Raw genomic sequence first — 13,238 nt, 5'->3', positions numbered from 1 at the left:
GATGATAGGAGTACATAATATAACAAAAAAATACGGAGCTAATACCGTATTGAATATCGAAAATTTAGAAATACCTAAAGGTGACAGTTTTGGATTAGTAGGAAATAATGGAGCCGGAAAAACTACCTTGTTTAGTGCTTTATTGGATCTTATCAGACCCACAACGGGATATATAGAAAATAGCGGAATTAAAGTAAGTGAGAGCGAAGAATGGAAATCTAATACTGCTGCTTTTATCGACGAAACTTTTTTAATAGGATATCTTACTGCCGAAGAATATTTTTATTTCATAGGAGAATTGAGAGGCCAAAATAAAGCAGATGTAGATGCTTTACTGGCTAATTTTGAAGACTTTTTTCATGGAGAAATTCTAGGTCAAAAAAAATATTTAAGAGACCTATCCAAAGGTAATCAAAAGAAGGCAGGAATTGTTGCTGCGCTTATTGGGAATCCAGAAGTAGTTATTTTGGATGAACCATTTGCGAATCTGGATCCGACAACACAGATTCGTTTAAAGAAAATAATTAAAGACTTGGCAGCAGATCCTAATGTAACGGTGTTAGTTTCTAGTCACGATTTAATGCATGTTACAGAGGTATGTGAACGTATTGTTGTGTTAGATAAAGGAGAAGTAGTAAAGGACTTGGTGACGTCAGAAGAAACTTTGAAAGAATTGGAAGAGCATTTTAATAAATAAAAAGCCTCATATATAAGATCCGTTTGGTTTAATATCTATATAAACCAAACGGATCTTTTGTTTAAAAGTTTAGTTTTTTATGATAGTTGATTTGGCAAGTAATGTGCCTTTATTTATGTCAACAACATGTATGTGGTAATAACCAGAAGGTAATCCATATAAGTCTATTATTCTTCGATCTTCTCTAAGTACAACTTCTTTAGCAATCTTACCAGACATACTATATATTTTAATAAGCTTGTTTGTTTTACCACCCGAAATTGTAAGCATATCTCGTGTGGGGTTAGGAAATACCTCGATTTCTGTATTCCCTTTTTGGTCTTCTTCTGAAATAGTATTGGAATGATTTGTGGATGTTTTGATATACGTGATTAACAGTTCTGGCTTGCCTTTGGTTTGATTTTCTTTAGAAGCAAAGGCAAAATCGTTCCCTGAATCTAATAGTAAAATCAATGAAATAGGACCTTTGTCAAAAGCTCCAGGATCTAACGAAATGGTATGAGAGGTATTGATATCAAAAGTTCCATTAATGCTACCAAGTGGGTCTGACAGCTTTGGTTTATTAGTGTTAGAAATTGTTTCTTCGCTCCACTGATTAGAGGTTCCTTTGTATATTCTTAGATTTCCTTTACCGCTATCTTCTGCTACATTAAATTTTAATTTTACATTTTTAATGTTTCCACCAATACTAGAAAGATTAAATTTAAGATAACCAATTCTTTTTCCTTTTTCGATTCTGATAATATTGTTATTAAAGCGCGAAGTGTATTGTAAATAGGCGTCATCAACAGGAGATAAGGCAATTGTTGTTTCTAAAGGTTCTAAGAATGTAGTATTTATTTTATCAACATTAAATAGATATCCATTAGTTCCTTTAAATAATAATTTCAGTTTTTTAGTGCCTTTTTGAAGGTTTATTTGTGTCGATTGTTTTTTATAAGAGTGCCAATCACCACTAAAAGGAACAGTTATACTTCCAACTAATTTATTTGCTTCATATATCTGTATTTCTCCGCCTCTACCATTACTCGAAGTATAGGTATCGATATTGTACTCTCCAGATGCTGTAACATTTACGTTGTATTCGACATAATCATTGTTTCTTATGAATCCAATATTTTGACCATCTGATGCAGGCGTGTTTTCTATTTTAACACTTCCAGATTTAGTATCATAGTTTTCTGCTTCAAATGCTCCAGGAATTGTTATTTCAGGACTTTCTGTTACAGTAATTTTAATAGCATCAGAAGTTGTCATTAAACCATCATTATCTGTAGCTTTTGCAGTCAATGTATATGTTCCGGAAACGGATAAGATATGTTCTATTTGAAATGGTGCTTTATTTTTGCTTCCAATTGCATTTCCATTCACATAAAATTCTACTCCTTCTATCTTTTTATCATCAGAAGCTGTTGCAGTTATAGTAATTTTCTCATTTTTCCTAAAGACTGTATTATTAGATGGTGATATAATTTCAACATCAGGAGCTTCATTTTCATCTCCTAAGATAATTGGATATAACGTTTTACCTTTTGGATTAAGTGAAGGATTTACTGTTGGAAAGTTGTTAATCCTTTCATTAATAGATAACCCTAGTTTTTTAGGACCTTTATAAAGAACTCCTCTCTCTGACCAAGGAGTGGAAGATCCATAATTATGGTTTCGTTGTTCGCAGGAATTATTGATAATATAATTAGGCTTCTTAGAATTATCATGTTGAGTAGACCAAGGTCCCATAATAGCAAAATAAACAGGTTTATTAGTCGCAATTTCCCTAGGATCATTAGGTTGCAGTTCATCTCGGCTTACTGGGGACATGTCACTAGGAAGTATAATTCTATTGTTTTCGATAAGGTTATTTCCAGCATCACCACTATGAAAGCTTACTTCTTGTCTAAAGTCATTATCATAAACCACATTGTATTCTACATTACTTCCTTGAAGCGATATATGTCTCAGGTGCGTTACTTTACAACCTGTGATTAAATTATAAGCTCCTTGAATAAAGAAATATCCTTGTGCACCTCCTGCTTTTTTGTGAGCACCTTTAACATCTAAATCTCTTAAGGTTATATGGTTCGAAGGAACTCTAATAGGATCTCTACCAGAATTGTAGATGTTTACTTCATCTATCCAACAGTCTTCAGATCGTACAATTTTAATCGAAATATTGTCTACATTTCTGAGTTCATCGTTTTTGGAAATACCATAGTTCCATTTATATTTTGGTGTTCCCCAACCTCCTTCGATAGTTAGACGATAGATCCCTGAATTTTTAACGCGATCGAATCTAAATCCGTTTTTGTTATTGATTTTGATAACGCATTTCACTCCGTTTCTACTTTCTCCAATGAGTGCTACATTAGATTTCATCCTGATCTCTTCGTTAATGGTATAAGTACCATTTTTAAGAAGAATACCCACAAGTTTATTCTGTTTTGAAGCATCACTAATAGCCCGATTTATTTGATTACTCGAGGCTCCCGCATTAAGTGTTTTAACAATGGTAATATCTTCTAAAAATGGAATTCCTCCTCGTACACCAGCTTTCTGCCATTCTTTTATTTGTGGGTATCTACTGTCGTATTTAGTATTATCAAATTTGATGCCCGGATCACCAACCTTAAGTTGTCCGTAAATGGGTAAGTAAATAATTAAAATAAGTAGCCGTAAGCAACGTATGCCGCTTTTTAAATTAAAATTGTTCATGTTGAGTTTGTTTGTTATGAATAGTTAATCACAAGACTAAGAATTTATAACAGACTGCAGACCCACTAAATAGTATACGTACCTTCTGGTTGAGTATATGTATTTTTTTATAAAGAAACATAAGGTATGTTGAAAATAAAAATTGAGATTATCGAGTGATATTATTGATTGATAATTAGTTTTTTAGTAGATGTTTGATTGTTCTTATAATCAGTAAACTGCACTAGGTATATTCCCGATGATAAGTTATCTACTTGTATAGGATTTAATTGACCTGTATGTATGCCTTTTTTTGATTTTACGAGCTTTCCAAAAATGTCTCTAATTTCAACGTTAACTTTAGTTTTTGAAGTATTATTAAGATTGATAAAAAACGTTTTTTTTGTTGGATTAGGATATAAAGTAACATCTAAATCACTTATAAATTGATCATCCGTAGATAATAACATTGCATTATCAATGGGATATAAAGTTTCTCCGCTAGGATGTAAGTTAGAAGATACTTCTGGAAAGTTTTGTATCCTTTCGTTTATGGTTAATCCTAATTTAAGAGGTCCTTTATATAAGATGCCAGGTTGAGACCAAGGTGTTTCAGATCCATAATCATGATTTAATTGAAGACAACTGTTATTGATTATGAAATTAGGTTTTTCAGAATTATCGTGTTGTGTAGACCAAGGTCCCATAATAGCAAAATATACTGGTTTGTTAGTAGCGATCTCTCTTGGATCATCAGGTAAAAGTTCATCCTCACTCACTGGAGACATGTCTGCCGGTAATGTAATTTTGTTGTTTTCTATAAGGTTGTTTCCAGCATCGCCACTATGAAAGCTTACTTCTTGTCTAAAGTCATTATCATAAACCACATTGTATTCTACATTCCCTCCTTGAAGCGAAATATGTCGTAGGTGAGTTACCTTACAACCTGTGATTAAATTATAAGCCCCTTGAATAAAAAAATATCCTTGTGCACCACCAGCTTTTTTATGAGCACCTTTGACATCCAAATCACGCAGTGTAATGTGATTAGAAGGAACTCTGATAGGATCTCTTGCCGAATTATAAATGTTTACTTTGTCTAGCCAACAATCTTCAGATCGTACGATTTTTACGGATATATTATCTATATTTCTAAGTTCGTCATTTTGTGATAGACTATAATTCCATTTATATTTCGGAGTCCCCCAACTACCTTCAATAGTTAATCTATAAATTCCAGCATTTTTTACATTATCAAATCTAAATCCGTTACCACTATTCATATTAATGATACATCGAACACCATTTCGACTTTCTCCAATAAGTGCTACGTTGGATTTCAGTTTTACAGCATTATCGATAGTGTATGTACCGTTTTTTAGTAAAACTCCGACTAATTCATTTTCTTTAGCGGCATCGTTAATTGCTTGATTTATCTGAGAACTATTACTATTGCCATTGAGGGTTGTAAAAATTCTTATGTCGTCTAAATAAGGTATTCCACCTCTTACTCCAGCTTTTTGCCATTCCAGTATTTGAGGATATCTATTGTCGTATTTACTATCATCGAAGGTTACACCTGGATCACCAACCCTTTTTTGGGCATTGGTTTGAGTGCAAATAAGAAAAAGGAATAACAATTTGAGGAATTTGTGAGTAAGTAGTAAGTTTTTCATGAGATGACTGTAAAAGGGTAATATCTATATCTTTCTTGTCTCGAAAATCTTTAAAATAGAATTTGACAAGGTCAAATTAGTATTCGTTTTTTTATGATATCATATAAAAGGTAGTATAGTGCCCCAAATAGATAAAAAAATAGAAGGTTAAAGTGTTTTTTACAGAAAGAAATGTATTTTTACATTTCACACCGTATTTTGTGCCGCTCTGATGTACTAAAACGTAAGTTTTTTAGTTATCAGCGTATAAATTATTCAGATTTGAGCAAAAATTTATCACAGATCATCGTTATACTTTTCCTGATTGTTGTTGGGTTTAGTTGTTCGCGTAAAAAGGACAAATGGACCAACAGAGCTTGGCATGATGTAACCACCAAGAATAATACGCTGTATAATGGAAGAGTAGCTTTTGACAAAGGAAAGCAAGATATTGTTCAGACATATAAAGATAATTTTTGGGAACTTCTGCCCGTAGAAAGACTGATAGTTAGTGAAGATGTAAGGCTGCCTAATGAAGTTTTAAACCAGAATTTTGATAAAGCTGAGGAAAAAGCTGCTAAAGCAATTCAGAAACATAGTATGCTTATCGATGATAGAGAAAGAAATCCTAAAATCGATGAAGCATTTTTGCTTTTAGGAAAAGCCAGATATAATGAACAAAGATTTATTCCTGCCCTAGAAGCCTTTAATTACATTTTATATAAATATCCTACCAGTAATAATATCAACCATGCTAAAGTATGGAGAGCAAAGGCAAATCTTCGATTAGATAATAACGAAAAAGCAATTGAAGATTTAATGAAAATGGTGGAAGAGGAATATATGGAAGCTCAGGATTATTCTGATGCAGTAGCTATGATAGCGCAAGCATATATAAATCTGGAGCAGAAAGATTCTGCGGTTACCTATATTAGCAAGGCTGCTATACATTCTAAGAATAATGAAGAAAAAGGGAGATACTTATACATCAAAGGACAACTATTAAATCAATTAGGTTATAAAGACAGTGCAAACTATGCTTTTGATCAAGTGATTGAGCTTAATAGGAAAACTCCTAGAAGATATATGCTTAATGCCTACATGGCAAAGGCGCGAAACTTCAACTACGAAACAGGAAATAAGCAAGAGTTTCTAGAACTTCTAACTGATTTGGAGGAGAATCGAGAAAATCGACCTTTTCTAGATAAAATCTATAATCAGAAAGCAGTATACTTTAATACTTTAGACTCTATAGATCTCGCAGTAGCATTTTACAATAAGTCATTAAGAACAAATACTGACGACAGGCATTTACAATCTTTAAATTATAAGGCACTAGGCGACATTAATTTCGATGACAAAGAATATGCTGTTGCTGGAGCTTATTATGATAGTACGTTAGAACGTATGGTTGTGGACTCTAAAAAGTATCGTGTACTGAAGAAGAAGCGTGTTAATCTGGACGATGTTATATTATACGAATCAATAGCACAGACTAACGATAGTATTCTAAAAGCGGTAGCGATGTCTCCAGAAGAGCGTTTAGCATATTACTCTGAGTATACCGAGAAATTAAAAGCTGCTGCGATTGCAGCGCAAGAAGCAGCTGAAATAGAAAGGATAAAAGGAGAATTACCAAATGAGCAAAGGTTTAATCAGCCAAGAACCGCAATAGGCCAACCAGGAGGTCCTAATCCTGAAGCAGGAGGAACGTTTTATTTTTACAACCCTACTACTGTTGCTTACGGTAAAACAGCTTTCAAAAGAATTTTTGGAAATAGAGAACTACAAGATAATTGGAGAATATCGAGTATTACAAACCCAAGTGCAGTTTCTAGTGAAGAACAATCTCAACAGGAAGAATATTCAATTGATACAGATCCAACATTTGATCCACAAACTTATATAACACAACTACCAACGGATCAAAAAATAATTGATAGTCTGCAAACGGATAGGAATTTTGCCTACTATCAGTTAGGAGTTATTTATAAAGAAAAGTTCCAAGAGTATGGCTTATCAACGGATAAGTTTGAAAATTTATTAGAAAGTAATCCAGAAGAAAGACTTATAATTCCTTCTAAATATAATCTATACAAGATTTATCTCGTACAAGAGGATGTTGCAAAATCCAACGCGATTAAGCAAGATATAATCAATAATCACGGAGATTCTCGATACGCTAAAATACTTCAAAATCCAGATGAAGCATTGCAAGATGACAAAGATAGTCCAGAATCCATGTATAATAGATTGTACAAAGATTTTAGAGATCAGAAATATGCACAAGTTATCAAGGAAAGTGATGAATTAATAACAAAGTTTGGAGGAGAGGATTTTGTTCCAAAATTTGAGTTGTTAAAAGCCCAGGCTGTTGGTCGTTATCGTGGGTTTGAAGCCTACAAAGAAGCACTTAATTACGTATCTCTAAATTACCCTCAGAGTCCAGAAGGGAAGAAAGCGCAACTGATTTATCAAACTACAATTCCTCAAATACAAAACAGTTCTTTCGTAACAGAAGGAGTAGATCAGGAAAATAATCATAAATTAGTGTACGCTTTTTCGCGATTTGGTGATAATCAAGCACAAGAACTGAAGGAAAGATTAGAAGCTATTATTAAAGATCTTCGTTATGATAAAATGACGGTCTCTTTAGATGTGTATACAGAAGATGAACAATTTGTTGTAGTACATACCAAAAGAGATAAATTGGGAGCAGAAGGTTTAGCGGAACTTTTAATTCTTGGTAAAATAGAGGATACGAGAGGTGTAGATTTGACTAAATGGAATAGAAGGAAAAAGTATTATCCGAAAGTGGATAAGGAGTTCTTTATCATTGCTTCGCCTAATTATAGAATTTTACAAATTCATAAGAATTTAGACAGTTATAGCTATGTACAGGCTAAAATAGAATCAGAATAATAATTTATTTAATCCCCCGATTAGTATGTTTTCAGACAATAAAAAAGGAAAAGACCAAGGTCCAACAGATTTTTCCAGAAACCAGAATAAAATTTCAGAAGGAACTAAAATCGTAGGAGATGTTATTTCCGAAGGTGGTTTTAGAGTAGAAGGGACTATCGAAGGAACTTTCAAAACAACCGGAAAAGTAGTGGTAGGAAAATCAGGCTACATTCAGGGGACGTTAGAGTGTTCTGATGCAGATTTTGAAGGAAAGTTCTCAGGTAATCTTCAAATTTCAGGGACTTTATCACTAAAACCAACGGCGCATATAGAAGGAGAAGTTTCTGTTGGTAAGCTTGCTGTAGAGCCAGGAGCAACTTTTAATGCTTCTTGTGTGATGAAAGGCGGCGTAAAATCATTAGGTAAAACTGATGGACAAAAACAAGGGAAATCAGCTTAGAAAATATCTAGCACTTACTGGAATAGCTTTTCAAATGGGAGCTATCATATTTTTATGTGCTTATGTCGGTAAAAGGCTCGATGCATATTATCTGTTAGAAAAAAAATGGTTTACAATGGGTTTTATTCTCTTTGGAGTAGCTTCATCACTTTATTTGGTAATTAAGCAATTGAATAAAATTAATAATTCAGAGAAGTAGTATTACCTTATAATCTCAATCATAAATGCCCAAAAGTTTACCAAAGTTTTCGCTTCTGTTTTTACTTGTTCTTACAATTACTTATTTTGTTCATAGTACATTAATAAGCACTGCTACTTTAGAAAATCAGACGAACATTCTAAACTTTTCATATATATTTAACGGGATATATACACTTTGTCTTGTAATCGCTATCATATTGCTGCTGAAAAAGTTAAAGGATCAAATTGGATTTATATTTTTAGCAGGCAGTTTTTTGAAGATTGGTCTTTTTTTAGCGTTTACAAAATTTAATAGTCTCGAAATTGACAAAAGTGTTTTTCTAGACTTTTTTATTCCATATCTGGTCAGTTTGGTTTTGGAGGTGCTTTTTGTTTCCAAAATTTTGAATAATATTAAATAACTGTAAATCAGCAATTTATTTTTTTATTTTTCTTATTTTACTTATTTGTATAAAATAGTTTAAGAATCTAACTTAATTGTGTACATTTGCACCGAAATTTAGGAACCGAAATCTGACTTAGAATGCAAAAAATAAGTGTAGTTAGAATTTTTATGACTTTAGCCTTGATTCTTAGCTCTTTGAATCTGGCAGCAAAAGATACTGAAATAGCAGAAAAAGAAGGAAAAGATGGTTTAAAAGCTGAGATAAAAGAGTTTATCGATCATCACCTTCAAGATTCACACGATTTTACTTTATTTTCTGATAAAGAGTCAGGAAAACATTATGGGTTTCCACTACCAGTTATTCTTTGGGATAATGGATTAAAAGTGTTTTCTTCTTCAAAATTCCACCACGGAGAAACAGTAGCAGAGGTTGATGGTAACTATTACAAGTTATATCACAGCAAAATTTATAAAACAGACGCAGAAGGAACCATCAATTATGATGAAGATCACCATGCTACTAACGAAAAGCCACTAGATTTTTCTATCACAAAAAATGTAGTGAGTATGCTTCTTATAGGATTGCTAATGTTCTTTATGTTTAGAAGTTTAGCTAAGTCTTACAAGAAAAACAACGGAATGCCTTCTGGAGTTGGACGATTCCTAGAACCTTTAGTGCTGTTTGTGAGAGATGAGATTGCAAAGCCAAATATTGGGCATAACTATAAAAAGTACATGAGTTTCTTGTTAACTATCTTCTTTTTTATATGGTTATTAAACCTTTTAGGGATGACACCACTAGGAGTAAATGTTACAGGAAACATTGCAGTTACATTTGGATTAGCATTATTAACATTTTTAATCACCAATTTTACAGCAAATAAAAACTATTGGGGACATATCTTTTGGATGCCTGGAGTGCCAACATTTATGAAAGTTGTCTTAGCTCCAATTGAATTATTGGGGGTTTTTATCAAACCTTTCTCCCTAATGATTCGTTTATATGCGAACATGACGGCAGGACACGTAGTAATCATGAGTATTGTTGGAATGATGTTCTTGTTTAAAAGTTGGATTGGTAGTCCATTATCATTTGGTTTAGCATTTGTGTTGTCGATATTAGAATTATTGGTGGCAGCATTACAAGCATATATTTTTACGATGTTATCAGCGCTATATTTCGGTATGGCTAATGAAGAAGCACATCACTAAAATTTAATTTGAAGTTTAATTTTTAATTATATAGTTATGACAATTCCAGAAATTGTAGGATCAGGTCTAATAGTAATCGGTGTAGGATTAGGTATCGGAAGAATCGGTGGTCAGGCGATGGACGCTATCGCTCGTCAGCCAGAAGCTTCAGGAAAAATCCAAACAGCTATGCTTATTGCAGCTGCACTTATTGAAGGTATTGGATTTGCTGCGTTATTCGCATAATATCCAAATGATGCAAACTAAGATTATAACGGTTGGTTATAATCTTAGTTTACTGATTAAAAATTAACTATAATAGAGTAAAACATTACATATGGAAAAGTTATTAAACGATTTTTCATTCGGTCTTTTTTTCTGGCAGATTTTAATTTTTGTAGGTCTAATCTTCTTATTAAGAAAGTTTGCTTGGAAACCTATATTAGATTCTGTTAATAATCGTGAAGAAGGAATTAAAAATGCATTAGAATCTGCAGAAGCTGCAAGAAAGGAAATGCAAAATCTTCAGGCAGATAATGAGCGTATTTTAAATGAAGCACGTGCTGAGCGTGATGCGATGTTAAAAGAAGCAAGACAGCTTAAAGAAAATATGATTACTGATGCTAAGTCAGAAGCTCAGGCAGAAGCTGATAAAATTGTTGCTCAGGCCCAAGCTACTATAGAAAGTGAAAAGAAAGCTGCACTAGCTGAATTAAAAAATCAGGTAGCTGGTCTTTCTGTGGAGATTGCAGAAAAAGTAGTAAGAAACGAATTATCAAACAAAGACAAGCAATTAGAATTGGTTGATTCTATGCTTGGTGATGTTACTTTAAATTAATAAGCAACATGAGTAGAGCAGCAATACGTTATGCTAAAGCAGTGTTGAGTTTAGCTCAGGACAAAAAGGCTACCGAAGACGTTCAGAAAGATATGCTAACTATCATCGATACTGTGGATAACAGTAAAGATTTGAAAATGCTTTTGAATAGTCCTTTAATAAAGAGTGAGGTGAAATTATCTTCTTTACGTGAAGTATTTAAGAATGCAGGGGATCTTACTCAAAAGCTTTTTGATGTGTTAATAGAAAATAAAAGAGTTGATTTGTTAGATAACGTAGCTAAGCAATATTCGATTTTATTTGATCAGTTAAAGAACACTCAGATCGCAAAAGTAACAACTGCAGTTCCTTTAAGTAAAGATTTGGAAGCAAAAGTACTTGCAAAAGTAAAGGAGTTGACAGGTAACGAAGCGACTATAGAAAATATCATCGATGAGAATATTATTGGTGGTTTTATTTTAAGAGTTGGAGACTTGCAGTATAATGCAAGTATTTTACATAAACTAACAAGTTTAAAAAGAGAATTGAGTAATTAATATTTAATTATTTCAATAATTTATATTTAATAATAAGGAAATGAGAATGTAGTCTCATTTTTACAAACTATTATAAAATGGCAGAAGTGAATCCTGCTGAAGTATCAGCAATATTAAAACAACAATTATCTGGTTTTGAAGCTACAGCTTCTTTAGAAGAAGTAGGTACAGTATTACAGGTTGGTGATGGTATCGCCAGAGTATACGGATTGTCTAACGCTCAGTATGGAGAATTAGTGGAATTCGATTCTGGATTAGAAGGAATTGTACTGAATCTTGAAGAAGATAATGTTGGGGTAGTACTTTTAGGAGCTTCAACAGAGGTAAAAGAAGGTGCAACTGTAAAACGTACACAAAGAATTGCTTCTATAAATGTAGGAGAAGGAATTGTTGGACGTGTAGTTGACACTTTGGGAAATCCAATTGATGGAAAAGGAGCTATTGATGGTGAAACTTTTGAGATGCCATTGGAGCGTAAAGCACCTGGTGTAGTTTTCCGTCAGCCAGTAAATGAGCCATTACAAACAGGTATCAAATCAATTGATGCGATGGTGCCAATCGGAAGAGGACAGCGTGAGTTGGTAATTGGTGACCGTCAAACAGGTAAAACAACAGTATGTATTGATACAATTCTTAATCAGAAAGAATTTTATGATGCTGGTGAGCCTGTTTACTGTATTTATGTTGCAATAGGACAAAAAGCATCTACTGTAGCGAATATTGCAAAAGTATTAGAAGATAAAGGAGCGTTAGCATACACAACAATTGTTGCTGCAAATGCTTCAGATCCTGCTCCAATGCAGGTATATGCTCCATTTGCTGGAGCGGCAATCGGTGAGTATTTCCGTGATACTGGTCGTCCTGCTTTGATCATCTATGATGATTTATCAAAACAAGCGGTAGCATATCGTGAGGTATCATTATTATTACGTCGTCCACCAGGTCGTGAAGCATATCCAGGGGATGTATTCTATCTTCACTCTAGATTATTAGAGCGTGCTGCAAAAGTTATTGCAGATGATGGTATCGCTAAAGATATGAATGATCTTCCAGATTCATTAAAGGATAAAGTTAAAGGTGGTGGTTCACTAACAGCGTTACCAATTATTGAAACGCAAGCAGGTGACGTTTCGGCGTATATTCCAACAAACGTAATCTCTATTACAGACGGTCAGATATTCTTAACTTCTGATTTATTTAACTCTGGTGTTCGTCCAGCAATTAACGTAGGTATTTCTGTATCTCGTGTAGGAGGATCGGCTCAGATTAAATCAATGAAGAAAGTAGCGGGTACATTAAAATTAGATCAAGCACAGTTCCGTGAATTAGAAGCATTCGCGAAGTTTGGTTCTGATTTAGATGCTGCTACCTTGAATGTAATTGAAAAAGGTAAGCGTAATGTAGAGATCCTAAAGCAAGGGCAAAATGATCCTTACACAGTGGAAGATCAAATTGCTATTATTTACGCTGGATCTAAGAACTTATTAAAGGATGTTCCTGTAAATAAGGTTAAAGAATTCGAAAGCGATTATATCGAGTATTTAAATGCTAAGCACAGAGATGCTTTGGATACTTTAAAAGCTGGAAAACTTACTGATGAAGTAACTGATGTATTACTTTCTGCTTGTAAAGAAATTTCAGCAAAATATAAATAATTCATAATTCTGAATTCAGAATTCATAA

At 33.4% G+C, this 13,238-nt stretch carries 12 protein-coding genes; 10 read left to right on the top strand and 2 right to left on the bottom strand.

Annotated features, from left to right (window positions below; all coding sequences use genetic code 11):
* Window position 1: 1 nt before the first annotated feature.
* Entirely contained in the window at window positions 2-697 is a 696-nt protein-coding gene (locus Q1A73_RS19445; protein WP_299608990.1) for an ABC transporter ATP-binding protein, read from the top strand.
* Between the two features lie 69 nt (window positions 698-766).
* Here the strand turns inward: Q1A73_RS19445 and Q1A73_RS19440 are convergent, their stop codons facing one another.
* Together Q1A73_RS19440 and Q1A73_RS19435 are read right to left on the bottom strand one after the other, a co-directional pair.
* Window positions 767-3,406, bottom strand: a complete 2,640-nt coding sequence (locus Q1A73_RS19440; RefSeq protein ID WP_299608988.1) for a carbohydrate-binding protein — start codon at window positions 3,404-3,406, stop codon at window positions 767-769.
* A 161-nt stretch (window positions 3,407-3,567) separates the two neighbouring features.
* Window positions 3,568-5,061 (bottom strand): T9SS type A sorting domain-containing protein, encoded by a 1,494-nt coding sequence (locus Q1A73_RS19435; protein WP_299608985.1) that lies wholly within the window; start codon window positions 5,059-5,061, stop codon window positions 3,568-3,570.
* 261 nt (window positions 5,062-5,322) lie between these two features.
* Here Q1A73_RS19435 and Q1A73_RS19430 point away from each other — a divergent pair, with 261 nt between their 5' ends.
* The 9 genes from Q1A73_RS19430 (at window position 5,323) to atpA (ending at window position 13,210) form a co-directional block, all read left to right on the top strand.
* The gene (locus Q1A73_RS19430; protein WP_299608983.1) at window positions 5,323-7,962 is read left to right on the top strand and encodes a hypothetical protein; all 2,640 of its coding nucleotides are present in this window, start codon (window positions 5,323-5,325) and stop codon (window positions 7,960-7,962) included.
* 25 nt (window positions 7,963-7,987) lie between these two features.
* Complete coding sequence (locus tag Q1A73_RS19425) at window positions 7,988-8,404, top strand: polymer-forming cytoskeletal protein (RefSeq protein ID WP_299608981.1); 417 nt, start codon at window positions 7,988-7,990, stop codon at window positions 8,402-8,404.
* Entirely contained in the window at window positions 8,376-8,603 is a 228-nt protein-coding gene (locus Q1A73_RS19420) for an AtpZ/AtpI family protein (protein WP_299608979.1), read from the top strand. Before Q1A73_RS19425 ends, Q1A73_RS19420 begins: the two co-directional genes overlap by 29 nt.
* Window positions 8,604-8,628: 25 nt before the next feature.
* Entirely contained in the window at window positions 8,629-9,006 is a 378-nt protein-coding gene (locus Q1A73_RS24610) for a DUF6168 family protein (RefSeq protein ID WP_366141476.1), read from the top strand.
* Window positions 9,007-9,128: 122 nt separating this feature from the next.
* Window positions 9,129-10,202, top strand: a complete 1,074-nt coding sequence (gene atpB, locus Q1A73_RS19415; RefSeq protein WP_299608976.1) for a F0F1 ATP synthase subunit A — start codon at window positions 9,129-9,131, stop codon at window positions 10,200-10,202.
* A 36-nt stretch (window positions 10,203-10,238) separates the two neighbouring features.
* Window positions 10,239-10,427, top strand: a complete 189-nt coding sequence (gene atpE, locus Q1A73_RS19410; protein ID WP_299608973.1) for an ATP synthase F0 subunit C — start codon at window positions 10,239-10,241, stop codon at window positions 10,425-10,427.
* A 91-nt stretch (window positions 10,428-10,518) separates the two neighbouring features.
* Window positions 10,519-11,019 (top strand): F0F1 ATP synthase subunit B, encoded by a 501-nt coding sequence (locus Q1A73_RS19405; protein ID WP_299608969.1) that lies wholly within the window; start codon window positions 10,519-10,521, stop codon window positions 11,017-11,019.
* Window positions 11,020-11,027: 8 nt separating this feature from the next.
* Entirely contained in the window at window positions 11,028-11,555 is a 528-nt protein-coding gene (gene atpH, locus Q1A73_RS19400; protein WP_299608966.1) for an ATP synthase F1 subunit delta, read from the top strand.
* 77 nt (window positions 11,556-11,632) lie between these two features.
* On the top strand, window positions 11,633-13,210 hold the full coding sequence (gene atpA, locus Q1A73_RS19395) for a F0F1 ATP synthase subunit alpha (RefSeq protein WP_299608963.1): 1,578 nt from the start codon (window positions 11,633-11,635) through the stop codon (window positions 13,208-13,210).
* The last annotated feature ends 28 nt before the right edge of the window (window positions 13,211-13,238 follow it).

Source organism: uncultured Aquimarina sp., from assembly GCF_947492115.1.
Lineage (GTDB): Bacteria > Bacteroidota > Bacteroidia > Flavobacteriales > Flavobacteriaceae > Aquimarina.
The sequence above is the reverse complement of the archived record's forward strand: the minus strand, read 5'-3'. Positions and strand labels throughout refer to the sequence as shown.

Coding starts and splice junctions, on each gene's coding strand:
- Q1A73_RS19445 (WP_299608990.1), top strand. CDS start 2: ATGATAGGAGTACATAATATAACAAAAAAATACGGAGCTAATACCGTA.
- Q1A73_RS19440 (WP_299608988.1), bottom strand. CDS start 3,406: ATGAACAATTTTAATTTAAAAAGCGGCATACGTTGCTTACGGCTACTT.
- Q1A73_RS19435 (WP_299608985.1), bottom strand. CDS start 5,061: ATGAAAAACTTACTACTTACTCACAAATTCCTCAAATTGTTATTCCTT.
- Q1A73_RS19425 (WP_299608981.1), top strand. CDS start 7,988: ATGTTTTCAGACAATAAAAAAGGAAAAGACCAAGGTCCAACAGATTTT.
- Q1A73_RS19420 (WP_299608979.1), top strand. CDS start 8,376: ATGGACAAAAACAAGGGAAATCAGCTTAGAAAATATCTAGCACTTACT.
- Q1A73_RS24610 (WP_366141476.1), top strand. CDS start 8,629: ATGCCCAAAAGTTTACCAAAGTTTTCGCTTCTGTTTTTACTTGTTCTT.
- atpB (WP_299608976.1), top strand. CDS start 9,129: ATGCAAAAAATAAGTGTAGTTAGAATTTTTATGACTTTAGCCTTGATT.
- atpE (WP_299608973.1), top strand. CDS start 10,239: ATGACAATTCCAGAAATTGTAGGATCAGGTCTAATAGTAATCGGTGTA.
- Q1A73_RS19405 (WP_299608969.1), top strand. CDS start 10,519: ATGGAAAAGTTATTAAACGATTTTTCATTCGGTCTTTTTTTCTGGCAG.
- atpH (WP_299608966.1), top strand. CDS start 11,028: ATGAGTAGAGCAGCAATACGTTATGCTAAAGCAGTGTTGAGTTTAGCT.
- atpA (WP_299608963.1), top strand. CDS start 11,633: ATGGCAGAAGTGAATCCTGCTGAAGTATCAGCAATATTAAAACAACAA.